Origin of the sequence: Microcystis sp. M049S2 (assembly GCF_020245625.1) — a bacterium.
Lineage (GTDB): Bacteria > Cyanobacteriota > Cyanobacteriia > Cyanobacteriales > Microcystaceae > Microcystis > Microcystis ichthyoblabe_A.
The window spans coordinates 26105-49079 of sequence record NZ_JADBUN010000013.1; the positions used below are offsets into that span (position 1 = coordinate 26105).

23 protein-coding genes and 1 tRNA gene are annotated in these 22975 nt (G+C 44.6%); 12 read left to right on the forward strand and 12 right to left on the reverse strand.

Annotation, left to right across the window (positions count from 1 at the left end):
* Nucleotides 1-31: 31 nt before the first annotated feature.
* From glgA to rpmG, 8 genes are all read right to left on the reverse strand, one after another.
* Nucleotides 32-1459, reverse strand: a complete 1428-nt coding sequence (gene glgA, locus IM496_RS01250) for a glycogen synthase GlgA (protein ID WP_287661001.1) — start codon at nucleotides 1457-1459, stop codon at nucleotides 32-34.
* Between the two features lie 443 nt (nucleotides 1460-1902).
* Nucleotides 1903-2541, reverse strand: coding sequence for a LapA family protein (locus IM496_RS01255; RefSeq protein ID WP_287661002.1), 639 nt, complete (start codon nucleotides 2539-2541; stop codon nucleotides 1903-1905).
* A gap of 148 nt (nucleotides 2542-2689) precedes the next feature.
* On the reverse strand, nucleotides 2690-3307 hold the full coding sequence (locus tag IM496_RS01260; RefSeq protein ID WP_194015402.1) for a flavin prenyltransferase UbiX: 618 nt from the start codon (nucleotides 3305-3307) through the stop codon (nucleotides 2690-2692).
* A complete protein-coding gene (locus IM496_RS01265; protein ID WP_104398396.1) occupies nucleotides 3291-4034 on the reverse strand; it encodes a HEAT repeat domain-containing protein in 744 nt (247 codons plus the stop codon). Before IM496_RS01265 ends, IM496_RS01260 begins: the two co-directional genes overlap by 17 nt.
* Before the next feature lie 248 nt (nucleotides 4035-4282).
* A tRNA-Phe gene (locus IM496_RS01270) sits at nucleotides 4283-4355 on the reverse strand.
* 76 nt (nucleotides 4356-4431) lie between these two features.
* Nucleotides 4432-6660 (reverse strand): sensor histidine kinase, encoded by a 2229-nt coding sequence (locus IM496_RS01275; protein ID WP_287661004.1) that lies wholly within the window; start codon nucleotides 6658-6660, stop codon nucleotides 4432-4434.
* A 395-nt stretch (nucleotides 6661-7055) separates the two neighbouring features.
* Nucleotides 7056-7271, reverse strand: a complete 216-nt coding sequence (gene rpsR / locus IM496_RS01280; RefSeq protein ID WP_002732313.1) for a 30S ribosomal protein S18 — start codon at nucleotides 7269-7271, stop codon at nucleotides 7056-7058.
* A gap of 40 nt (nucleotides 7272-7311) precedes the next feature.
* The gene (gene rpmG / locus IM496_RS01285; RefSeq protein ID WP_002734724.1) at nucleotides 7312-7506 is read right to left on the reverse strand and encodes a 50S ribosomal protein L33; all 195 of its coding nucleotides are present in this window, start codon (nucleotides 7504-7506) and stop codon (nucleotides 7312-7314) included.
* Nucleotides 7507-7683: 177 nt separating this feature from the next.
* Between rpmG and IM496_RS01290 the strand changes: the two genes are divergently transcribed.
* Complete coding sequence (locus tag IM496_RS01290) at nucleotides 7684-9096, forward strand: slr1306 family protein (protein ID WP_287661006.1); 1413 nt, start codon at nucleotides 7684-7686, stop codon at nucleotides 9094-9096.
* Between the two features lie 9 nt (nucleotides 9097-9105).
* Here IM496_RS01290 and IM496_RS01295 read toward each other — a convergent pair whose 3' ends face one another.
* Nucleotides 9106-9492 carry a C6orf136 family protein gene (locus tag IM496_RS01295; RefSeq protein ID WP_194015396.1) on the reverse strand — a complete coding sequence of 129 codons (387 nt, stop codon included), beginning with the start codon at nucleotides 9490-9492 and terminating at the stop codon, nucleotides 9106-9108.
* A 263-nt stretch (nucleotides 9493-9755) separates the two neighbouring features.
* The gene (gene miaB, locus IM496_RS01300) at nucleotides 9756-11096 is read right to left on the reverse strand and encodes a tRNA (N6-isopentenyl adenosine(37)-C2)-methylthiotransferase MiaB (protein ID WP_287661007.1); all 1341 of its coding nucleotides are present in this window, start codon (nucleotides 11094-11096) and stop codon (nucleotides 9756-9758) included.
* A 324-nt stretch (nucleotides 11097-11420) separates the two neighbouring features.
* Here miaB and IM496_RS01305 point away from each other — a divergent pair, with 324 nt between their 5' ends.
* From IM496_RS01305 to IM496_RS01355, 11 genes are all read left to right on the forward strand, one after another.
* A complete protein-coding gene (locus IM496_RS01305; protein ID WP_002741693.1) occupies nucleotides 11421-11705 on the forward strand; it encodes a Nif11-like leader peptide family natural product precursor in 285 nt (94 codons plus the stop codon).
* Nucleotides 11706-12561: 856 nt separating this feature from the next.
* Nucleotides 12562-12873, forward strand: coding sequence for a carbon dioxide-concentrating mechanism protein CcmK (locus IM496_RS01310; RefSeq protein ID WP_002734613.1), 312 nt, complete (start codon nucleotides 12562-12564; stop codon nucleotides 12871-12873).
* A 66-nt stretch (nucleotides 12874-12939) separates the two neighbouring features.
* Nucleotides 12940-13281: a carbon dioxide-concentrating mechanism protein CcmK gene (locus tag IM496_RS01315; RefSeq protein ID WP_002733426.1), complete on the forward strand. Its 342-nt coding sequence runs from the start codon at nucleotides 12940-12942 to the stop codon at nucleotides 13279-13281.
* Nucleotides 13282-13313: 32 nt separating this feature from the next.
* Nucleotides 13314-13625, forward strand: a complete 312-nt coding sequence (ccmL, locus tag IM496_RS01320) for a beta-carboxysome shell vertex protein CcmL (RefSeq protein WP_002741688.1) — start codon at nucleotides 13314-13316, stop codon at nucleotides 13623-13625.
* A gap of 70 nt (nucleotides 13626-13695) precedes the next feature.
* Entirely contained in the window at nucleotides 13696-15654 is a 1959-nt protein-coding gene (locus IM496_RS01325; protein WP_287661008.1) for a RuBisCO small subunit-like domain-containing protein, read from the forward strand.
* 131 nt (nucleotides 15655-15785) lie between these two features.
* Nucleotides 15786-16448 (forward strand): beta-carboxysome scaffolding protein CcmN, encoded by a 663-nt coding sequence (gene ccmN, locus IM496_RS01330; protein ID WP_194015093.1) that lies wholly within the window; start codon nucleotides 15786-15788, stop codon nucleotides 16446-16448.
* 551 nt (nucleotides 16449-16999) lie between these two features.
* Complete coding sequence (locus IM496_RS01335; protein WP_002753365.1) at nucleotides 17000-18415, forward strand: form I ribulose bisphosphate carboxylase large subunit; 1416 nt, start codon at nucleotides 17000-17002, stop codon at nucleotides 18413-18415.
* A gap of 130 nt (nucleotides 18416-18545) precedes the next feature.
* Entirely contained in the window at nucleotides 18546-18944 is a 399-nt protein-coding gene (gene rcbX / locus IM496_RS01340) for a RuBisCO chaperone RbcX (RefSeq protein ID WP_002777283.1), read from the forward strand.
* Nucleotides 18945-18959: 15 nt separating this feature from the next.
* Nucleotides 18960-19295, forward strand: coding sequence for a ribulose bisphosphate carboxylase small subunit (locus IM496_RS01345; RefSeq protein WP_002741682.1), 336 nt, complete (start codon nucleotides 18960-18962; stop codon nucleotides 19293-19295).
* 210 nt (nucleotides 19296-19505) lie between these two features.
* Nucleotides 19506-20684, forward strand: coding sequence for a helix-turn-helix domain-containing protein (locus IM496_RS01350; protein ID WP_287661009.1), 1179 nt, complete (start codon nucleotides 19506-19508; stop codon nucleotides 20682-20684).
* Nucleotides 20681-21214: a PIN domain-containing protein gene (locus tag IM496_RS01355; RefSeq protein WP_002777280.1), complete on the forward strand. Its 534-nt coding sequence runs from the start codon at nucleotides 20681-20683 to the stop codon at nucleotides 21212-21214. Before IM496_RS01350 ends, IM496_RS01355 begins: the two co-directional genes overlap by 4 nt.
* A 597-nt stretch (nucleotides 21215-21811) precedes the next feature.
* Here IM496_RS01355 and IM496_RS01360 read toward each other — a convergent pair.
* Together IM496_RS01360 and IM496_RS01365 are read right to left on the reverse strand one after the other, a co-directional pair.
* Nucleotides 21812-22120 carry a DUF4926 domain-containing protein gene (locus tag IM496_RS01360; RefSeq protein WP_002759315.1) on the reverse strand — a complete coding sequence of 103 codons (309 nt, stop codon included), beginning with the start codon at nucleotides 22118-22120 and terminating at the stop codon, nucleotides 21812-21814.
* Entirely contained in the window at nucleotides 22117-22467 is a 351-nt protein-coding gene (locus IM496_RS01365) for a DUF6883 domain-containing protein (RefSeq protein ID WP_104395420.1), read from the reverse strand. Before IM496_RS01365 ends, IM496_RS01360 begins: the two co-directional genes overlap by 4 nt.
* Between the last annotated feature and the right edge of the window lie 508 nt (nucleotides 22468-22975).

Sequence of the window (22975 nt, forward strand, 5' to 3'; positions counted from 1 at the left end):
TGATAGATCTTCACCCCTAATCAAGGAGGATTTAACTGCTAGTCAGGGCGACAAATTTATCTTTTTCTTCATCGGATAATTGATCGGATTGTCCGGTGATTTGTTTGTAGATTTTGAGATATTCCAAAGCGGATTTATACCAACTAAAATCTTGAGTCATTGCCCGTTGCTGTAGTTTTTGCCAATCCTGTTTATAACGGAAACTTTCCCAAGTCCGGATCATACAGGTAAACAGGTCTAAAGGTTCATAGCGATCAAAACTAAATCCTGTTCCTCTTTCCTGAATCGGGTCGTGGAAAGATACCGTATCGACTAAACCACCGGTGCGGCGTACCATGGGAATGCAACCGTAACGCATGGCCATTAATTGGGAAATGCCACAGGGTTCAAAACGGGAAGGCATTAACAAAGCATCGGCCCCCCCATAGATGCGACGGGAAAGGGCATCACTATAGAGAAGATGCAGGGACATTCGCCCCCGGAAACGGGAAGTCATCTCCCATAGTTGGGTTTCATAATAGCGATCGCCTGTACCTAAAATAATCAATTGTGCATCAGTATAGGTGAGAAAGCGATCTAAAATTTGCATCACTAGATCAATACCTTTTTGTTCCACCAAACGCGTCACCATCCCCATGACAAAGGCATTTCTGCTGACCTGTAGCCCCACTTCTTCTTGCAGGGCAATTTTATTAGCCAGACGTTTTTCGATGGTTTCTGGGGTAAAATTCTGCTTAAGATAAACATCTTTAGCCGGGTTATACACTTCCGTATCGATGCCATTGACAATCCCCACCAGATTGCCGGAAATATAGGACAATAATCCCTCTAAATTTTCGCCATAAATGGGGGTTTGTATTTGACGGGCATAGGTGGGAGAAACAGTCGTGACGCGATTAGCAAATTGAAGCGCCGCGGCCATGGTATTATCGCCCTGCATATACCAAGGACACCAAGTCATTTTTTCTAATGCTTCGCGCCAAGGACCCTGGTAGGCGAGATTATGGATAGTAAAAACGGTGCTAATATCGGGGTCTTGGTGCATCCAGACGGGAATCATGCCCGTATGCCAATCATGACAGTGAATAACTTGCGGTTTCCAGTAATTCCAGGCGAATTCCGCCGCACCATTGGCAAATAGGGTAAATCGCCAGGCCTCATCTTCGCCTCCGTAGATACTGCGTCCAGAGAAAGCTAGATGACCAAAGAGGTAGAGAGGAATATCCGTATCGGGTAAAACCGTTTCATAGACTGAAAAATCCTGAAACATGGCGAATCCTGACCAAATGGGTTCGGAAGGGATGTCCATTTTTTCCTGAAGAAAACCGTAGTAGGGTAGAAAAATCCGCACATCATGACCTAGCTGACGCAAGACTTTCGGTAATGCCCCAATTACGTCCCCCATTCCCCCAACTTTGGCAATTGGAGCGGCCTCGGCACCCACAAATAGAATTCGCATATTCTTCCCGCTTCACTTCACGACGACAAGAAATTTTAACAGATAAAACCCCCCTAGCAGGATTTGCAAGTAGGTTATTATCGGATTAGCCTAGATTTTTCTTTAACGAACCAGAGAGCCAACGAGGGACATAATTAGGGTTTGCGGCAAAAAGTTTTTCGGTGGGGGCAGGGTGTAGGGTGTAGGGTGTAGGGTTTTAGCGATTTTCATCTGGTCAATTACCTAATTTTCAGGGAAAAAGTACCTGAATTTTCCACCCGATCACTCCCAGAGCTGGTACTTTTTGGTTTCCAAAAAGTCTAAAAGTCTTACCCAACAAGGTTTTTAGATTTATTGAGCAAGCCCCAATTAGCTGTTTTGGGCATTATTAAGTTTTTTAGGCTTTTTTTACCGCCTTTTTATCAAATTTTAGCTGATCGGCACTGTTTCTGTCTCTGTCAAAGTTAAATCCACTCTTCCTCATCCCCTTTGTTTACTTCCCGTTCTTCGTTTTGATCCTCGGCGGGGGGCGTAATAATCCGATAATTGACATCGTACACTTGATCGGCTTTTTCCCCGCGAGTCTGCTTGGCTGTGCGGTAACTATAGGAATAAACCGAGCCGGTTTGAGAACTGTCACTTGGTGGCTTGACAAAATCAACTCTTTCCCCATCAGCTACCCTAGGCGAGAATTCTTCCCGATCCTGAATGGTGGTCGGTTTTTCGGCTTGCCCTGAGCTACGTCGAAGGGGGGGTGTATCAAAGTTCCAATCATCACCGCTATCTCTTTCCCAATCGTTACTCGGTGGAGACGGAGCAGAATCTTGAATATAGGTAGGTCGGGGAGATGGCGGTGGGACTGTAGGATTATTTCCTATACGAGGGGAGGCTTTTGGGGCAGCCAAAGGACGACCAAAACCATAGAGAAATTGCAGGGTTAAACCACTGATAATTCCCGCTAGGGTAAAAAGCAACACCCAGACCGCTAGGGGCAGTTTTACCGTCATCATACCGCCAAAAAAGACCAAAGTGATCACCCCCAGATTCTGCCAGATCAGTAATCCGCCTACAGCGATCGCAAATAAGACCATAATCCAGCCCATTTTTACCTCCCTTGACTCAGTGATCAGTAAACAGTGATCAGTAAACAGTGATCAGTAAACAGTAAACAGGTATAAAGATAAAGATAACTAACTAACTAATTAACTTAAAACTTACATCTGATAACTGATAACTGATAACTGATAACTGTTAATGTCCTTGCCAGCGATTAATGGCCACACAATCGATATCTAACTGATCGAGAGTACGAGCGATGACAAAATCGACCAAATCCTCGATCGATTGGGGATGGTGATACCATGCCGGTATTGCTGGCACAATTCTAACGCCCGCCTCGGCTAAAGTGGTTAAATTACGCAGATGAATTAAACTAAAAGGGGTTTCTCGCGGCACTAAAACCAATTTTCTGCCCTCCTTAATCTGCACATCCGCCGCTCTTTCTAGCAAATCGGAACTTAACCCCCCCGCTAATTTAGCCACTGTACTCATGCTACAGGGAATAATTACCATACCAAGGGTGCGATAGGAACCACTGGCGATCGTTGCCCCCACATCCCCCCAACGATGACAGCGTAATTTTCCCCCTTCCATCACCCCGCATTGACTGCGCCAAAATTGTTCTTGCAGCTCCGGTTCTGGCGGCATCCGAATATTATCTTCTGCTTGCCAGACAGTGTAAGCTGATTTGGAAGCCACTAGATCGATCGTGTAGTCGGCTAAAAGTAGATATTTGAGGGTACGCACGGCATAAATCAGCCCTGATGCCCCCGTAACGCCCAAAATTAGCGGTTTAGATAATTCCTTCAAGCTCTAATTCCTCGATCAATTGTAATCCTCTCGGGTCGCCCACTTTTAATAAAGCACCCCTAGCATCTTCCTTGACACCTAAATCCTCATCTTCCACCAAGGCCTCGATCAAAGCATCGATCGCCGTGGCATAAATCACATTGAAGGGCAATTCTCGGCATAATTGACCAATTGACCAGGCGCAATTACTCCGCACCGCTGCAATTAAATCTCGGCGCAATCCTTCAATTAAAGGTGGCAACACGGTGATGATATCTTCATAATTGACCTTGGCAATCTGAGCCAAACTACTGGCAGCCCATAATCGCACCGCCGAAATATCGGTTTTGAGAGCATGAACCAAAGGCTCGATCGCTCTGCGATCGCCACAGTTACCCAGGGCCCAAACTACCCCTTTTCTGACGTAACCATTCCAATCCCTGGCTAGTAAATCGATTAAAGGCTCCACGGCGCTAAGACTGGGATTTCGTCCCAAAGCATAGGCGACACTGACACGCACTAGGGGACAGACATCGTTTAACATCTCTAGTAAAGGTGCGATCGCTCTTTCGTCACGCAATTCACAAAAGGCGCGGGCCGCGATCATCCTCTCGCTGACATGAGCAGAAGTAAGCAATGAAAGCATTTCCTCGGGATCGGGGGGGATTTCCGCTGCTTGATCCGGATCGCTCCCATCGAGAGGATTATTTAAGGAGTTGCTAGAGTCTAGGATTTCATTGTCGTACATACTTGTTAGATTATCTTAATCCGTGACCGCTTACGTCAAGCCCAAAATCAAAAAGTAATTGCTGGTTGGGGAGACTTATCAGTTATCAGTTATCAGTTATCAGTGAACTGAAAATCCAAATCCGAGCGAAGATAGGCAGCCCGTATCATCACTGATAAGCTAAGACGCATTCTCACCGCCTATTCTTGCATTTACAAAACCTAGCAGACTAGAAAGTAAATACAGGGCAAATTTTATTGTTTTTCCGATGCCAAGACGCGGATTTGAACCGCGGACACGAGGATTTTCAGTCCTCTGCTCTACCAACTGAGCTATCTCGGCTTTTTTCAGTCCTTTATCAACATAGCACGCCCTCGAAATAATTGCAAGGTTTTTTTCTAAAAAGTTTTCTGCTCGACTAGATTGGCAGGGTGAGGGTAAAAGTGGTGACAGCGTTGGCACTGGTGACATCGATGGTAGCATTCAGGGGTTTAATCAGTTTGCCGACCAAAGCTAAACCTAAACCAGTACCACTGTAGCGCCAGGGATCGTGGTTAGGAATGCGATAAAAAGGGGCGAATATTTTTGATAATTCCTCTGGGACGATTTCTACCCCTGAATTACTCACACTAATTAATATTTGCTCGTCCGCACGCCTCACATTTACCCGAATTATTCCTTGTTCTGGGGTATATTTGGAAGCATTGGTCAGTAATTCCGCTATGATGCGCTCGATATGACACAGACTGGTGTTAATCTCCGGTATATCCCCATCTATATCTAAAATTAACTGCTGTTGTCGCTCGCGGGTGAGAGTGCGAAAAGGTTCCACTAATAAGGGTAGCCAAGAAAGTAAGTCGATCGCTTCGATCGCCGGGGGTTCGGTTTCCGCATCCAGATAGGTTAAAGTCAACAGATCATTAACTAACTTACTCTGACGCTGAGATTCAATGTTAAGAATTTGCAACAGTTGACCGATCGAATCCTCTGGATCGATCTCGATTCCTTGATCTTCTAGGAGACTTTCTAGGGTTTCCACCGCTAGACGAATGCTGGTAATCGGGGTTCGCAGTTCATGGGAAAGGGTTTTCAGGAATTCGCTTTTTAATCTTTCCAGTTTCTCTAATTCCCTCACTTGTGCTTGGGAAGATTCGTAAAGTCGCGCCTGGCGAATAGCGATCGCACATTCGGTGGCAATATGTTGAATCAAATTAGTTTCTAAGGAGTTAAAAATCTGATTAGCTGGTCGAATTAGCCAAAGATTGCCCAAAAAGCCCTGATCGTCAAAGATAGCACAAGCGCAACGGTTAACACGACCAATTTGCGGATTACCAAGGGGAAGACGATCAACAAATTGTAAAATTTGTTTGTGCAGCAGCGGTTGATAGATTTCGGGAAAATCGCTAATTTGACGGGTAATTCCCTGACATATAAGCTCTTGAGTGGTATATTCGTGGACAATGGTGGCTTTGCTGCGACTGGAATCATAAAGCTCAATTTGGGCCCTTTCTACGGGTAAAACCTGCACTAATTCCCTAGTGGTAGTTTGCAGAATATGATTTTCATCGAGACTATCGCGAATTTTTTCGGTAATCCGTCCGATTAATGCTTCATACTTCAAAGTCATCTGCAATTCGGCGGTTCTTTGCTGAACCTCCGATTCTAAGGCAGTATTCAAGCATTTTACCCGTTGGTGCAGTTCCGCTTGTTGAATGGCAATTCCCACTTGAATGGCTAATTGTTTGAGCAGATCGATTTCTTGGGATTGCCAAGGACGAGTTTTTTGGCAGTTTTGGGCAATTAGTAACCCCCAAAGTTGGTTATCGCAGATAATTGGCACCACCAGGTTAGCCTGTACTTGCAAAGAGGTGAGTAAGCTGCGATAACAGGGATCAAGTCCAGAATTATGGACATTTTCAATAACCTGAATTCTCCCGCGACGATAATTTTCCAGACGTTCTGGGGATAAATTAAAACAGGGATCCAGGATCCTGTTTCCTAAGACAGAATTAATCCTCGCAGTATGGGATTCCACCACAATCATGCCACTACGATCGGGGAATAAACGATAAATTAACACTCGATCGCAGTTGAGAAATTGTCGCACTTCTTTAACGGTTCTTTGCAAAATGCGATCAAGATCCAACGATTGCCGGATTCTTTCCTGCATTACCCCCAGTAGTTGTTCTCGTTCTGCTTGTAATCTTAAAGCTTCTTCGGCCTGTTTGCGTTCGGTGATATTGGTACTGGTTCCCACCAAACGATAGATGCTTCCATTGTTATCCCGTAGGGGTGTTAAAGTCGTTAGCCACCAGTAGGGTATATTTTGAAAAGGTAAATACTGTTCGTAGGAAATAGTCGTTCCGTAACGCACACAGTCACTATAATGTTGCCGCACACTACGCGCATCATCAGGGGGAAGGATTTGTTCGGGAGTTTTGCCTTTAATATCCGATGAACGCAATCCTGTCCAGCGTTCATGAACGGGGTTTGCTCCCACATAGCGAAAATCTCTATTTTCCAGCACGTCCACCACAAAAATCGACGCTTGCACGGAATTAAATATACTACGCAGAAACTGCTCGGAATCCTCCTCTTTTAGCTGTGCATCTAGCTCGATCTCGATTTCTGATGGCTGCTTTTCCATAAGAGCCTCCCCTTGTGCTAATTGGTGGATTTGGATCGATAATCACAAAATCGTTGGCTACTCCTAGGGCGATTTAACAATTTCTTTAGATTCTCGCACGAATTTTCCTATCCGCTGCCCATTTCGATATATTTCTTTGCAAAAACGAGAAAGCAACCCCAATATACTGAGATCGCTTATCAGTTATCAGTTATCAGTTATCAGTGACCAGTTATCAGTTATCAGTTATCAGGTTTAAGTTTTAAGTTAAGTAGCTAGATACAATTAATTACACATATCCAATTACTTCTTCCATGAGTGCCTATCCTCACCAAGAAGTTAATTTTGTCCTATTACTTATATGTGTTATTTTCAGCGATCACTGTTCACTGATTACTGATTACTGATCACTGAATTTAGGCTTCTTGGTTGACAAAAGGCAATAAAGCCATTAAACGGGCCCGTTTTACCGCTTCCGTTAAATCTCGCTGTTGTTTAGAAGTTAAACCGGTGATGCGTCTAGGTAGAAGTTTGCCGCGTTCGGTAATGAATTTGCGGAGGAGTTCGGTATCTTTGTAGTCAATCGGTTGACTGGGGGAGATGGGGGAGAGACGTTTACGATAGTAGCTCATAGATTTGTAAAGATTGCTTGACTTTTTAACTAAAGTGTGCTTACTTAATTTCCTTGTGGACGGTGTGCTTATTGCAGTGGGGACAGTATTTCTTGATTTCCAGTCTGCCGGTGGTATTGCGACGGTTTTTGCTGGTGGTGTAGCGAGAAACGCCGGGGGTACGCTTATCGGGATTACTGCGGCATTCCGTGCATTCTACAGTGATGATTAGGCGAACGCCTTTTTTACTAGCCATAACAACAGGGGATCGGGTAAATTTACACGCAATCGATCATTATGACATATCTAGGGCCTTTTAGGCAAGAGCGGCCGGGACACCTGCGAGGAATTGTCGGCTAAAAAGTTGAGTTTGGGATGAAATCCAGCACAAAAAAGCTAGAATAATCACAGCAGTTGGCGAGGATGAGGAAAAATGACGGTAAGATTGGGTAAACCGATTTTAGTGACGGGGATAGGCATTACCATCGCTTTCACCCTGGGGGAAACTCTCAATAGTACACTGAGCGAAATCGGTTCATGGGGTATTTTCGGTGCGATTGCTCTTGGTGCTGGTATCTGGTTTTGGCAAAAACCCAACACGAAAATCGATTTTTCCCATCCCACTCCCCTGAGTCTAGAAAAGGTTAAACAAGCGATTAGCAAAGCCGAGAAGATAATTAATTATCTGGGCAAAGAAGACCCAAATCAAGACTTAACCCCTCTCAAAACCAGTTTAACCCAATTAAATCAAGAATTTAGTCGCCAAGACCTGAAAATTGCCATTACTGGTGCTAGAAAAACTGGTAAAACTGCCCTAAAAAAACTACTAGAAAACGGCAACTTTGGGGAATCTATCGCTTTTCTGGAAACGGAACCGCTTCTAACTTTCGACTCCACCGCTAACCAGAAAAAAGCTCTGGCAGCCGACTTAGTTTTGTATCTGATCAATGGGGATTTAAACGATTCCGAATGGCAAATTCTCCAGCAATTCGATCAAATGCACCAGCGTGTTATCCTGTTACTGAATAAACAGGATCGTTTACCCGCCGAAACCAGAGAAGAAATACTCCTTTCCCTGAAACAAAGACTAAAAGAAACTATTCCCGCTCATCATATTTTAGCCATAGCCGCTGCCCCTGAACCCCTAAAAGTTCGTCAACATCAAAGCAATGGAGAAATCAAGGAATGGACGGAACCCCAAGCTATTGTTATTGATAATCTAGATAATTATCTCCGACAAATTATCGAACAAGAAAAGTCCGAATTAGTTCTGGGAACTATCTGGCGACAAGCGCTCGAATTAGTCAAGGAAACCAAACAATTACTCAATCAATCCCGACGCAAAAAGGCTTTACCTGTTATCGAACAATACCAATGGATAGCCGCTACTGCCACTTTTGCTAATCCTCTTGCGGCCCTAGATTTAGTTTTAGCGGCAGCCACTAACGCTCAAATGTTAGTGGATTTAGGGGCAATTTATCAACAAAAAATGTCCCTTGAACAAGCAAAAACAGCCATGACTACCCTGGGGAAAATGATGGTACAATTGGGCATGGTAGAGGTGACAACCCAGGCATTGGGAACGATTCTCAAGGGAAATGCGATTACTTATATTGCCGGTGGTACAGTGCAGGGAATTGGGGCAGCCTATCTAACTCGTTTAGCTGGTTTAAGTTTAGTTGAATATTTCCAAGAACAGGAAATTAACGAGCAACTGAATAATGATTGGAATTGGACGAGTTTGCAGAATAAAGTTAAACAGGTCTGGGAACAAAATCAGCGCCTAGCATTTTTACAGGATTTTGTCAAGCAAACGAGTGCTCGTTGGTCGGCATTTTCTGGTTAAAAAATGTAGTTAAGAACCGGGAAAAGGTAAATGCTGACGCAGCACATCCCAGCGCGAACAATCCCAATAATCAATATGAGAAATAATCAGATTATTGTCATCGAGAGTTAATTGGCTGCGTCCAGAAATAGCGATGCGAGGCCGCCAAGGTAAAGGGGTTGTCCAGTGCAATGTCCAACGGGTATTAATAATATTTCCCTGCTGTTCAATTGCGTGGACATCCATCTTGATAGCTTGGAACCATTGACTCATAAAACCAATCATTTCCCGATAGCGTTTAATCCCCCGAAATTGATTGAGAGGGTCTTGAAAATAAACGTTATCAGCATAAATGTCATAGGTTTGATCGAGGGGAAATCTTTGATAATCTTGCTGCAAAATAGCGATAATATCCATAAAATAAGTAATTAGTTATAATCAAATTGAAGATAGATTTTGCCTTTGATCCCCCCTGCCCCCCTTGATAAGGGGGGTGCCGATAGGCGGGGGGATCCCCCTGAATAAGAGGGGTCACTGTTAACTATTAAGTACCTAAGCAAAATTAGTTACACATATTTAACTACCTTTTGCCGTTCGGCTGAGCTCACGGCCGAAGCCTATTGCCTATTGCCTATTGCCTATTGCCTCTCCTAACCAAGAAATTAGTTTTGCACCACTACTCAAAAGATCACTCCCGTCAAACTAAAGGGACGCACTTCGGTGATTTTAACCTTAACAAATGTGCCGCGCAATTCCTCAATATTTCCCGTGAAGAAAGTTAAGCGATTGCCTCTAGTTCTTCCCATAACTTGACTAGCATCTTTAGGGTTAACGTCTTCCACTAAAATTTCCTCAATTCGGCCTAAATATCTTTGGGAACGTTCGGCGGCTTTTGTGGCCACTAAATGATTTAATCTTTGTAGGCGATCGCTTTTTACCTGCTCACTTAATTGATTATCCCAAATAGCAGCCGGAGTGCCTGGACGGGGAGAATAGGCCGCCGTATTTAATTGATCAAAACCAATCTCATCGACTAATTTTAAAGTATTCTCGAACTGTGCCTCTGTTTCTCCGGGGAATCCGACAATCGCATCGGCACTAATGGCAGCATCCGGCATTAAATTGCGAATATTAGCAATAATCTGTCGGTATTTTTCCTGAGTATAGCCCCGTTTCATGGCCTTGAGGATATCATTATCCCCCGATTGAAAAGGGATATGAAAATGTTCACAAACTTTAGGTAATTCCTGACAAGCTTTAATCAAACGTTCGGTAAAATAGCGGGGGTGACTGGTGGCAAAACGGAGACGTTCAATGCCAGCCACATCGTGAATGTAGTAGAGTAAATCGGTGAAATTGTGCAGATGTCGGCCGCTTGCCGTCACTCCGGGTAAATCCCGTCCGTAGGCATCGATATTTTGACCTAAAAGGGTGATTTCTTGATAACCCTGTTGTCCTAATTGTTCCATTTCTGCTCGAATTGCCGCAGGAGTGCGCGATTGTTCCACCCCGCGCACCCCCGGAACCACACAATAGGTACAGCGTTCATTACAACCATAGATGACGTTCACCCAAGCGGTAATATTACTATCCCGGCGCGGTTTGGTGATATCTTCCATGATGTGGATGGGTTCGGTGGCCACCACCTGGGAACCGTCAAAAACTTGTTGTAATAAGTCTCCCAAACGGTTTGCGTGTTGCGGACCGATAATTAAATCCACTTCGGGAACCCGTCTTAATAATTGTTCACCTTCCTGTTGGGCAACGCAGCCAGCGACCACTAGAGTAAGATCGGGTTGAGTTTGTTTGCGTTTAGCCTGTCTGCCGAGATAGGAATAAACCTTCTGTTCGGCATTATCGCGAATTGTACAGGTATTGTAGAGGATTAAATCGGCTTCGTTGGCATCCTCAGACCATTGAAACCCCAAATCTTCTAAAATACCCGCCATGCGTTCGGAGTCAGCTTTATTCATCTGACAACCAAAGGTGGTGATATGGTAACGACGTGGGGACTTATTCATGATGCTGGCTACAGAAACAAGAGTGCAGGTTTCTATTTTAGGCTATTTATCCTCTGACTATGGCCTGCCCCGATGGCCAAAAAGTTAGGATTGAGGATTGAGGAGATTATTTTTATTTATTCTCCCCACACCCCACACCCCACACCCCACACCCCACACCCCACTTCCCAGAAAAAGCATACTCAGCCATACAGGCAAATAAAAACGAAACTTTTGCTTTGAGGATATCTCCTGACTGGTAGGATAAAAATAAACCATAACTAGGCAGTTTAACCTCCACACCCCAGAGGCCACACCTTTAATCATCAAAGGAAAAGTATTTATATGTCTAAAAATCAAGTGTTCGACTTCTTCGCCTTAGCCGCTAAAAACGAAGAATTGGGTCAAAAAATGCGCTCAACCCAAGATCCTCAGCAATTACTAGAGATAGCTCGCTCGCAAGGCTTCGATTTCTCCCGTCCTGAATTAGAAGCGGCACTTAAATCCTTGCACGAGAGTCCCGACTTTTTCCAAAAGTTAGCTCATGCAGTGTTAGAAGTTTTCAGCCCTAACCACGATAATTATCCCTCGATCGGTGTCCAACCCTACGAAGGTGAGATCGATCGCTAGAATCAGTTATCAGTGATCAGTTACCAGTGATCAGAGGTGAGTTTTCATTTCACTGTTTACTAATCACTGAAAAAGGCTCCCCTCTCTCCCCAATTCATAGGGAGCATCCCACTAAGCATTTCGCATCTAAGTACAATTGCTTATGGCAAAATTGGGATGCTTCCAATTCATAATTCATAATTCATAATTTATAATTCCCAGAACTACCGAAAAGGCTTGCCATCTAAGCATTTTGCATCTAAGTATAATTGCTTATGGCAAAAGTGGAATGCTCCCAATTCATAATTCATAATTCATAATTTATAATTCCCACTCCCCTCACCCCACTCCCCACCCCAGCCATATATAGTATAAAAAAATTATAAAAAAGCCGAAATCAGCGAAAAATAGGCTTTTATCTGCCAATAAATCTGGCAAAGACAAGCAAGCCGCCAAGAGAGAAGTTAAAGCGAAAATCCGTTCTTAGCAAGGGTTTTCGCTTTAAATCTCCCGATAATTGCTGAGGCTGATGGGGGAAAGGAAGGAATGATTAACTTTCGTTAACCTGAAGATGAGAAATAATCATAATGTTTTATATTGTCAAAGGTGTCATAGTTTCCTATGCTTTTTTTAGGTTGATAATTTTGCCTGACTCGTCAAATTTTTACCAACCAGCCCTAGAAAATAAAATTAGTGGATGAAAACGGTCACGATCGAGATAAAATTTAGGATGGTCTTACCCCCACCTTGCCACGATCCCGACTGCCACCAAAGCTAGAGCAGGAAAAGTAACAAGGAAAGAATTTGACTGAAACAAAATTGATAACGCTAACGAGATTAATAGTTTAGTTTGGCTTGACAAGCGAGGAACAAAAAAATGCCAATTGCAGTAGGAATGATTGAAACCCTAGGATTTCCCGCCGTTGTGGAAGCGGCCGATGCCATGGTCAAAGCCGCCAGGGTGACTCTAGTGGGTTACGAAAAGATCGGTAGTGGTCGCGTCACTGTCATTGTCCGGGGAGACGTTTCAGAAGTGCAAGCTTCTGTGGCTGCCGGAGTGGAAAACGCCAACCGGGTTAACGGAGGACAAGTGCTATCTACCCATATCATCGCTCGTCCCCACGAAAACCTCGAATACGTGCTGCCCATTCGCTACACCGAAGAAGTAGAGCAATTCCGCAGCTATTAAACACCGTTAATCGGGGTCAGCATCTATAGAGTCGAAGAAAGCCAACCATTAGGAGACAAAAATATTATGTCAATTGCAGTGGGCATGGTGGAAACCTTGGGTTTCCCAGCCGTCGTCGAGGCGGCTGATGCCATGGTAAAAGCCGCCCGCGTAACCCTAGTAGGTTACGAAAAAATTGGTAGTGGTCGCGTCACCGTCATCGTCCGGGGGGACGTTTCGGAAGTACAGGCCTCCGTATCGGCGGGGACAGAAGCGGCATCTAATCGTGTTAAAGGTGGTCAAGTCCTCTCGACCCACATCATCGCCCGTCCCCACGAAAACCTCGAATACGTTCTTCCCATTCGTTATACAGAAGCCGTGGAACAGTTTCGTGAAAGTGTTAACCCACAACCTTTAAGACGAATCTAGAGCGCAACTAACTTTTAGTGTAAACAAATTCCATGCAAATTGCCAAAGTTTGCGGAACCGTCGTTAGCACCCTGAAACCGCGCAGTATGACGGGAGTGAAACTTCTGCTTTTGCAATTCATCGACGCCCAAGGGCAACTTTTGCCTAAATATGAAGTAGCGGGTGATATTGTCGGAGCGGGGATTAATGAATGGGTGCTAGTGTCCCGGGGAGGAGCCGCCCGTATCGAAGACGGACAGAACAATCGCCCCCTTGACGCGATGGTGGTGGGGATTATTGACACTATAACCGTAGAAAATCGCACCCTCTACAGCAAGAGAGACGAATTTCGTCAATCCGGTTAAACATCGATAGAACCCAAACACAGTTAATTAACAACCAGCCAGCCAAATTCAGTATGGAGGAAGACTAACTATGGTCGTCCGCACAACGGCGGCTAGTCCGAAAAAGCGGACCAAATCCCCAGAGGAAACGCGCATAGACGAGAGTGCCAAAGTCCACACCTTCTCTAACCTCAGTGGCGCTATCGAGATCGGGGCGCGAGTGGTGATCGCTCCGGGGACTTCCATCCGCGCCGATGAAGGAACCCCCTTTCACATTGGCGACGACAGCAAAATTCAGGACGGAGCAATCATCCACGGTTTAGAAAAAAGCCGTGTGGTGGGAGATGACGGCCGAGAATATTCGGTGTGGATCGGCCGGGGCAGCTGCATCACCCACATGGCACTCATTCACGGGCCTGCCTATGTGGGCGATCGCTGTTTTATCGGTTTTCGCTCCACCGTCTTTAATGCCCGCATCGGGGCCGATTGCATCGTCATGATGCACGCCCTCGTTCAAGACGTGGAAATCCCCGCCGGTAAATTCGTGCCATCCGGTTCCGTGATCACCAGCCAACAACAGGCTGATCGCTTACCCGATGTCACAGAAATCGATCGAGCCTTCACTCGTCACATTGTCGATATCGACCTCGCCCCCAGCGTCCCGGTCAAAGCCCACAGCCCAGCGACTCCTGCACCAGCAGCCGCTATAAACATCGCTAATGAGACGCTATATAGAAATTCGGTGACACCTATGAGTTTAAATACAAACATTCGAGCGCAGGTTCGCTCCCTCCTCTCCCAAGGCTACAAGATCGGCATCGAATACGCTGACAAACGCCGCTTTAAAACCAGTTCTTGGTTAAGTGCCGGCTTTATCGACGGCGGCCGCGAAGAACAGGTATCCCAATCCCTAGAAGCCTCCCTGAGAGACCTGCAAGGCGAATACGTCCGCCTGATCGGAGTCGATCCCGCCGCTAAACGGCGCATACTGGAAATGATTATCCAGCGCCCCGAAGACACCCCGGGAGAACCGGCCCGCACCACCACCGCCGTCCACGGCGGTCATGGCAACGGTAACGGTCATTCCGACCTGTCCGTACAAGTGCGTTCCCTGCTCGCCCAAGGACTGAAAATCGCCACCGAACACGCGGATAAACGCCGGTTTAAAACCAGTTCTTGGTTAACTGGACCTGCGATCGAAACCAAGAGCGAAGCGGGCATCATTCGCGATATCGAAGCGATCGTGACTGAAAATAGCGATGAGTACGTCCGCCTGATCGGGATCGACCCGCAAGCGAAAAAACGGGTCGTCGAAATGATTATTCACCGCCCCGGCGGCACCCCCGCTAGTAACGGCAGCTGCAAAGCCAGCAGCTACAGCGCCCCCGCTAGTAACGGAGCCAGTTATAGCAGCAGTGGTAGCTTAAGTGGGGAAACGATCGCTCAAATTCGTTCCCTGCTCGCCCAAGGCTACAAAATCGGCACCGAACACGCGGATAAACGCCGGTTTAAAACCAGTTCTTGGCAGAGTTGCGCCCCGATCGAAAGCAATCGCGAATCTGATGTAATTACTGCTTTGGAAGATTGTTTACGGGAACATAGCGGCGAATACGTCCGCTTACTCGGTATCGATGCTAAAGCCAAAAAACGGGTTTTAGAAACGGTGATCCAGCGTCCCGATGGTTCGGTGGCTAGCAATGGCAACGGTAAAACCGCCACCGTTGCTGAACCGAGTTTCAAAAGCTATGCTTCTGGTTCTTCTGGCGGCGGTACTGCCACTTTAACCAGTACCTTAACCGCAGAAACGATCGCTCAGATTCGTTCTTTATTGAACCAAGGTCACAAAATCGGGGCTGAACACGCGGATAAACGTCGTTTTAAAACCAGTTCTTGGCAAAGCTGCACCCCGATCGAGAGCAGTCGCGAATCCGATGTGGTGGCCGCTTTAGAAACCTGTCTGCGCGACCATCAAGGGGAATACGTTCGTCTGATCGGGATTGACTCCCAAGCGAAACGCCGTGTTCTCGAATCGATTATTCAACGCCCTTAATTTCAGGACTCGGCGATCGGTGAAGGGAGATAGGTGTTAGGTGTTGGCAGACCGGGAAAAATACCGGAAACTCTAACCCCTACCCCCTAACCCCCGCTCACTGATCACTGATCACTGAGTAACTGTCAATTATGTCCTTACCCCCCGTTCAACCTATTAGCCGCTCGGAATTCTATGTCAATGGTGATGTCACCATTCATGAGAGTGCGATCGTGGCTCCGGGGGTGATTCTCCGAGCAGCCCCCAATAGCCAAATAATTATCGGTGCGGGTGCTTGCCTGGGTATGGGAACAATTTTAACCGCCTATCAGGGTGTTATTGCTATCGGTGCGGGAGCAATTTTGGGTACAGGTGTTCTGGTCGTCGGTCGGGGTGAAATCGGTGAGAATGCCTGTATTGGGTCAACCACAACGATTTTTAATGCTTCTGTGGCAGCGATGTCGCTCGTGCCGTCCGGTTCCCTGATCGGAGATACTTCCCGTCAAATTACCATCGAGGTGTCAGCGACCCCATCGGAACCGGAAAGACCCCCTTTACCGGAACCGCAACCCGTAGTCAGTCAAGTGTCCCCAGTCCCGTCTGTGGAGGAAGTGGTCGCCGAAACCGTGGCCAGTCCTTGGGATAGCGAGGAAATGGTCGCCGAGGCCAGTCCTCCGGAAACCAGAGAACAAGCATCTACTACTAACCGACCGAATCAAGCATCGGTGGTCGGAAAGGTCTATATCAATCAGTTATTGGTCACGCTATTTCCAGAACGTCATCGTTTTAATGGCAACAATAACCATAATTCTTGAAGGGGAAAATAATCGTTCACAAGCCAAAAATCTCAACAATAATTACTGAGTAATTAGACCTAATTTATCTAGAGTTCACGGCTGTCTAACTGTCCTCTAGGTACTGGGTATAATTACTTAGAAATCCTGTTAATATTTAGCGATTGCCGACAACTTTTTGAGGTTGTAATTATTGATAATCTTCCTCAATTAAAGAGTAGTTTTAATCGCTCAAAGCCTGATGAGCAGAAGTTTCTGCGCGTCAATCAGGTAAATTTTTGTTGATTTTTTTGTGTTTTTGTAGAGATTGTCAAAGTTAGATGACGACAGATTAAAGAAACTAATCGCCTCGAGAAAAAAAAACAATCAAAATTTTAGGGATAGAGAAAAAAAATGATCAGAATAGGATAAAGTTCGTGTTAAGATGATCAGTTGAAAAAAACATTAGTGAAAATTGCTCCCTAACTTCGCTCCTAGCAGCAGGGGACAGGAGCTTAAGAAAAATCTATGTCGGTTGACGGCGAGATTTTACAGGTGCGACTAATCATGCAGTTTATGGAGGAATAATCCCAATGGTGCAAGCCAAATCCAAAGGTTTCCAGGCCGGCGTAAAAGACTACCGCCTGACCTACTACACCCCCGACTACACCCCCAAAGATACCGATCTACTAGCTTGCTTCCGGGTAACACCCCAACCCGGAGTTCCTCCTGAAGAAGCAGGTGCGGCAGTAGCGGCGGAATCTTCCACAGGTACCTGGACCACCGTTTGGACCGATAACTTAACCGACCTCGATCGCTATAAAGGTCGTTGTTATGATATCGAACCCGTACCCAACGAAGATAACCAGTTCTTCTGTTTCGTTGCCTATCCTTTAGATCTATTTGAAGAAGGTTCCGTCACCAACATCCTCACCTCGATCGTTGGTAACGTTTTCGGTTTCAAAGCTCTACGCGGTCTCCGGTTAGAAGATATCCGTTTCCCCGTCGCTTTAATCAAAACCTTCCAAGGTCCTCCCCACGGTATCACCGTTGAACGGGACAAATTAAACAAATACGGTCGCCCCCTACTCGGTTGCACCATCAAACCCAAACTCGGCCTTTCCGCTAAAAACTACGGTCGTGCCGTTTATGAATGTCTCCGCGGTGGTTTAGACTTCACCAAAGACGACGAAAATATTAACTCTCAACCCTTCATGCGTTGGCGCGATCGTTTCCTCTTTGTCCAAGAGGCGATCGTTAAATCCCAAGCAGAAACCAACGAAGTTAAAGGACATTACCTCAACGTAACTGCTCCTACCTGCGAGCAGATGATGCAACGGGCTGAATTCGCTGCCGAAATCAAAACCCCCATCATCATGCACGACTACCTCACTGGTGGTTTCACCGCTAACACCACCCTGGCGAAATTCTGCCGCGACAAAGGGTTACTGCTCCACATTCACCGGGCAATGCACGCGGTTATCGACCGTCAGAAAAATCATGGTATCCACTTCCGCGTTTTAGCTAAGTGCTTACGTCTCTCTGGTGGTGATCACCTGCACTCGGGAACCGTTGTCGGTAAACTCGAAGGTGAACGCGGGATCACGATGGGTTTTGTTGACCTGATGCGTGAAGACTATGTAGAAGAAGATCGCGCTCGTGGTATTTTCTTCACCCAAGACTACGCCTCCTTACCCGGGGTAATGCCGGTTGCTTCTGGTGGTATCCACGTTTGGCATATGCCCGCGCTGGTGGAAATCTTCGGTGACGATTCCTGCTTACAGTTCGGTGGTGGAACCCTCGGCCACCCCTGGGGTAACGCACCGGGTGCCACCGCTAACCGTGTGGCTCTGGAAGCTTGTATCCAAGCTCGTAACGAAGGACGCTCCTTGGCCCGCGAAGGTAACGACGTTATCCGGGAAGCTTGCCGTTGGAGTCCTGAACTGGCTGCCGCTTGCGAACTCTGGAAAGAAATCAAATTCGAGTTCGAGGCTATGGATACCCTCTAATACAGCCCTTCAGAAGGTTGTTAGCAGTTATCGGTGCAAAATAATGCTGGGGACTTGCCCAAAATCGGCAAGCAGTCGCTAGAATTTCAACACTGATAACTGTCTAGCCAATAACTGAAAACTGTATAAAATGTATCCGAAAAAAGTTGTTCAAGATACCGCGAAAGTCTTACAAAGTTACCTAACTTACCAAGCGGTTCGCACGATTATCGATCAATTGTCAGAAACTAATCCGACTTTGGCTATTTGGCTGAGTCACTATACTTCTAGCCATTCCATTCAGGATGGCGAGGCCTATATTGCGGGGTTAATGACTGAGAATAAAGAGTTAGTTTTGCGGATCATGACGGTAAGAGAACATTTAGCCGAACAGGTTTTAGAGTTCTTGCCAGAGATGGTAAAAACGGCAATTATTAATGACAATACCGAACATCGTCGGCAACTTTTGGAACGTCTCACCCGTACTGCTATAAGTCAACCAGAGACATCGGAATTAAATCTCGATGTTGATGATCTACCCAACCCATAAGGAATCAAGAAACCCATGAAAACTTTACCTAAAGAGAAGCGTTACGAAACTCTTTCCTACTTGCCCCCCCTCACCGATCAACAAATTGCTAAACAAATTCAATACATGATCGATCAGGGTTATATTCCTGCTGTGGAATTTGAAAAAGATCCCAAACCCGCGGATTATCATTGGACGATGTGGAAACTGCCTTTATTCTCTGTTTCTGGCCCCCAAGAAGTTCTTAATGAAGTTCGCGAGTGCCGCACCGAGTATTCTGATTGCTACATCCGCGTTATCGCTTTTGACAACATCAAACAATGTCAAACCATGAGCTTTATTGTTCATAAACCCAACGCCGGCCGCTACTAATTTGGCTGTCATCTAATTATTAACTATTGAGGGGGGTTCTTAGACCTCCCTTTTTTTCTATTTGTCTGGTAGAATTTTTAGCAAGAGTGAATCCGAGCTAGAAATAGGGGAGCATCTCACCTTTAATTGAAATGACTATATAATTACTCACTTGCATAAATGAAATGCTCCCAATATAATGGGACTGGATTCCTGTTTTTCTCATTAGCGATGGCATTTGATTATGTAGTTTTAGGCAGAAAGCTCAAGGATGCGCGAGAAAGTCTTTCAATTACTCCGCAAGAGTCGGCATTGCGTCTTCAAATAAGTTTGCAGGAATATCTAGATATTGAAGAAGGCAGGAATAGAATTACTGGCGACCAGTTGGTGTTGTTATCTGTGATGTACCGCCGTGACTTCAGGTACTTAGTTACAGGCGACTACCCATCAGCAGAGTCCCAAGTTCAAGAAATATTTCGTCGCAACGCTGCCCTTTCCAAAAGCGATCGCATTGCTATTCAGGAATTTGTTCGGCTTTGTGAGTACGAAGATTTCCTAGAAAGGGAAGTATTTCAGCGTCAGCCTACAAAAATTCCTAATTACGCACAATATCCGTTTAATCATAGCTACTTCAAAAGACAAGGTGAAGAAGCAGCTTCTTTGGAGAGAGAACGTTTGGGTTTAGGGCAACAGCCAGTAGAAAATATATTTGAGTTAATCAGAAATCAAGGCATTCATATATTCAAACGTCAATTAGAAGATAAAAATATATCCGGACTATATATTAACCATCCGGTCGCTGGTCACTGTATTCTCATCAACTATCTTGATGATTTATACCGACAAAATTTTTCTGCCGCTCATGAGTACTGTCATGCTTTATTTGACTCTTCTGAAGGGCAGGAAGTTACATACTTAAAATCTTCAAATGATCGGTCTAAACTTGAGTGGAGAGCCAATAGTTTTGCAGGCAGCTTTCTAGTTCCAAAACAAAGAATTGAGCTGGATTATTCGCCTGTAGAAAGCTACGAAGCTTGGGTTAGTCTCATTCGGCGAATTGCTGAACGATTTCGAGTCAGTTCTCAAGTGATAATTATCCGTTTATCTGATCTTACATGGCTCAATGAAGCTTTACAAGATCAACTAATACAAGAAAAACGTTTGGTCATTAAACATGACGAGAAATTTGATCCTGAGACTCCACCGACGCTATCTTCAGGTATGCAAAGTAAATCTGCACAAATTATACGTCAAGGTTTGTCTTGGCATTTCATTGATTTGTGTACAGAGGCATATAGAAGAGGAGAGATTACTCACCATAAGCTCCTAGATATGCTACTGCTACCTTTGGAAGATGGTTATCAGCTTCTAAATGAACTTCTAACGTTTTTGGAGGTCAGTAGTCAATGATGGGCGTAGTATCTATCGATACTTGTGCGATTATTCACTTCATGTACATTAATCGCTTTCATCTTCTTAAATTGCTTGGATACTCTGTGATTACTACAGTGTATGTTCAATTAGAATTTGAGCAGGGACATTCTGATAGTTTAAATTATTACAAAAAACTAATTGATTATGGTGAAATTACAACATTTCCTCTAGAGATCGAGGATTTAGTTGAGATGTCAAACGTCCCTCAATCAAAACGTGCGAGTGATGCAGAACTGTCCTGTTTTGTTGTTGCCAGACGTATCGGTGGCAAAGTGCTGACCGATGATAGAAAGGCAATAAATTATATTCGGCAATACCTTCAAATGCCGAAAGATACTATTACTCAACTGGTGGAGGTTTTGATAGAAGCTTATTTAGCAGACCATTTAGGGGATCATGAGCTTAGATCAATTCAGGAAATTCTGGAGAATAATAAGTTCAAGATTAAGTTCGACTTAGCTCGTGAGGCAGCAAAGAGAAGATGGATGATGGATGAGAAGTGTTGAACGATAGTGAGATTTCCAAGGCACTGCGTAGCAGCACGCCGCTATTACCTGGTGCTTTAATAAAATGTAACGCACCTTGTCTGTGGGGTGCTAAGTTAACATCAACATAGGAATTATAACTATTACTGGACTTATACCATTTTTCTTTATTTGCGTCACAACGAATGCAGGCTTGGCAAGCATTCGAGCGTGGATGTCTGTCATGGATTTAGAAATTTGGTATTACCCCTTGACAAAAGACCATAACCCGTGCTGTATCTGAATGGGGTTTTACTGGGTACAAATTAAGGAAACCCCAAATAAATCTAACGCCTTCGAGCCGTTGCTTTTTTATTTTTTGATTCGATTCGTCAAACTATACCGATATTTTCTAGGTGTCGATAGCCTTGAATAGAGGTTCCTTTTAGGTTCAAAAATTTATCAACTATCATAAGTAAAATAATCTCGTTTTTGGCGATTATATCAAATCTTAACTCTATTGTCTATCTTTGTGGCCTTAACCTGTTTGTGCCGTAAGTCCTTCCCTATATGAATTTTAGCTTTTATTTTAAGTTAATTATTTGCATAACAATTCTGGAATAGCCTATTTTTCCGATTTTATTGATACAAAGAGCGGGTGAAATCTAAAACTTTTTGTTGCTTTTCTTTGGGTAATTTATCGATTAAAGCTGTTAGCTTTTCTGTTAAAGATAACCAAGTTTTGTTCTGAGCTTTCCAGATGACAATAAATTGCTGCATTGGGAGAGAACAAAGGGCTATAGTTTCCCCTAGATCATTACTAAATTCAATTTCGTAACAACCATCATTGTAGTCTTCAACAATTGTCCCTTTTTCTCCCATTATTAAGTTATGTTCAGGCAAGTCAACTAATAATTCCACAAGGTCAAATAATTCTGGTTTAATCATGGTTTTTTTCTCACATATAAAGTTACTAATTTAGCTGTATCACTATCAGGCTCAACAATCCATCCAGTCCTCACTATTTCTTGTTGACCTGGTTCAATTCCTGTAATTTCTAGGTCAACTTGATAGCGTTTGCCATGTCGATCTGTACTTTGATAAACAGCTTTTGCTTCAAGGGATTTGTTAGCGATTTGTTGTAGAAGTGGCTCATAATTATCTTGAGTATATCCTAAGTGGCGTTGAAACATGATGGCTTTATTTAATCCTTTTGGATTGTCTAAATTGAGAGCATATTGGGTTAATTTTCTAGAATCTATTTTGACTTTGTTGACAATATCTTTTAATTTCATTGGAATTAAGACGATTATTAATTTTGACTTTGCCTCTAGTTTCATATTTCATAAGGGAGCATCTCACCCTTGCAATAAGTAGAAATGCTTAATGAGATCAATAAAAAAGTTAAAAAAGGCAACCATTTAGCTCTGGACTTTACCCGTACAAAAATACTAGCTATGGCTAAAAGTCTTACAGAGCCTGAGTTAAAGCCATATAATACCAATGAGCTACTGAACACAAAATCCTGAAGTCTTTACGCAGATAGGGTTTGCGGCAAAAATCTTCCAATTTGACCTTTCGACCATTATAGCTTGTTTCGGGGCAGAAAACCAGCAAAAACATGGCTACAGAGGGAATCGCTTACTCTAGAGATTAATGACATCATCTGTGATCATAAGGTTAGCGATCACCATACAGCCAACTCCACAGAATCGCTCTACTCTAGATACAGTCAACGGTACAGCCATTTTCAAGGGGAAAATGTACCCAGTAGCGTCTTTTCAATTTTTTCTGAGAAGCGAC

Coding starts and splice junctions, on each gene's coding strand:
- glgA (WP_287661001.1), bottom strand. CDS start 1,459: ATGCGAATTCTATTTGTGGGTGCCGAGGCCGCTCCAATTGCCAAAGTT.
- IM496_RS01255 (WP_287661002.1), bottom strand. CDS start 2,541: ATGGGCTGGATTATGGTCTTATTTGCGATCGCTGTAGGCGGATTACTG.
- IM496_RS01265 (WP_104398396.1), bottom strand. CDS start 4,034: ATGTACGACAATGAAATCCTAGACTCTAGCAACTCCTTAAATAATCCT.
- IM496_RS01275 (WP_287661004.1), bottom strand. CDS start 6,660: ATGGAAAAGCAGCCATCAGAAATCGAGATCGAGCTAGATGCACAGCTA.
- rpsR (WP_002732313.1), bottom strand. CDS start 7,271: ATGAGCTACTATCGTAAACGTCTCTCCCCCATCTCCCCCAGTCAACCG.
- rpmG (WP_002734724.1), bottom strand. CDS start 7,506: ATGGCTAGTAAAAAAGGCGTTCGCCTAATCATCACTGTAGAATGCACG.
- IM496_RS01290 (WP_287661006.1), top strand. CDS start 7,684: ATGACGGTAAGATTGGGTAAACCGATTTTAGTGACGGGGATAGGCATT.
- IM496_RS01295 (WP_194015396.1), bottom strand. CDS start 9,492: ATGGATATTATCGCTATTTTGCAGCAAGATTATCAAAGATTTCCCCTC.
- miaB (WP_287661007.1), bottom strand. CDS start 11,096: ATGAATAAGTCCCCACGTCGTTACCATATCACCACCTTTGGTTGTCAG.
- IM496_RS01305 (WP_002741693.1), top strand. CDS start 11,421: ATGTCTAAAAATCAAGTGTTCGACTTCTTCGCCTTAGCCGCTAAAAAC.
- IM496_RS01310 (WP_002734613.1), top strand. CDS start 12,562: ATGCCAATTGCAGTAGGAATGATTGAAACCCTAGGATTTCCCGCCGTT.
- IM496_RS01315 (WP_002733426.1), top strand. CDS start 12,940: ATGTCAATTGCAGTGGGCATGGTGGAAACCTTGGGTTTCCCAGCCGTC.
- ccmL (WP_002741688.1), top strand. CDS start 13,314: ATGCAAATTGCCAAAGTTTGCGGAACCGTCGTTAGCACCCTGAAACCG.
- IM496_RS01325 (WP_287661008.1), top strand. CDS start 13,696: ATGGTCGTCCGCACAACGGCGGCTAGTCCGAAAAAGCGGACCAAATCC.
- ccmN (WP_194015093.1), top strand. CDS start 15,786: ATGTCCTTACCCCCCGTTCAACCTATTAGCCGCTCGGAATTCTATGTC.
- IM496_RS01335 (WP_002753365.1), top strand. CDS start 17,000: ATGGTGCAAGCCAAATCCAAAGGTTTCCAGGCCGGCGTAAAAGACTAC.
- rcbX (WP_002777283.1), top strand. CDS start 18,546: ATGTATCCGAAAAAAGTTGTTCAAGATACCGCGAAAGTCTTACAAAGT.
- IM496_RS01345 (WP_002741682.1), top strand. CDS start 18,960: ATGAAAACTTTACCTAAAGAGAAGCGTTACGAAACTCTTTCCTACTTG.
- IM496_RS01350 (WP_287661009.1), top strand. CDS start 19,506: ATGGCATTTGATTATGTAGTTTTAGGCAGAAAGCTCAAGGATGCGCGA.
- IM496_RS01355 (WP_002777280.1), top strand. CDS start 20,681: ATGATGGGCGTAGTATCTATCGATACTTGTGCGATTATTCACTTCATG.
- IM496_RS01360 (WP_002759315.1), bottom strand. CDS start 22,120: ATGATTAAACCAGAATTATTTGACCTTGTGGAATTATTAGTTGACTTG.
- IM496_RS01365 (WP_104395420.1), bottom strand. CDS start 22,467: ATGAAATTAAAAGATATTGTCAACAAAGTCAAAATAGATTCTAGAAAA.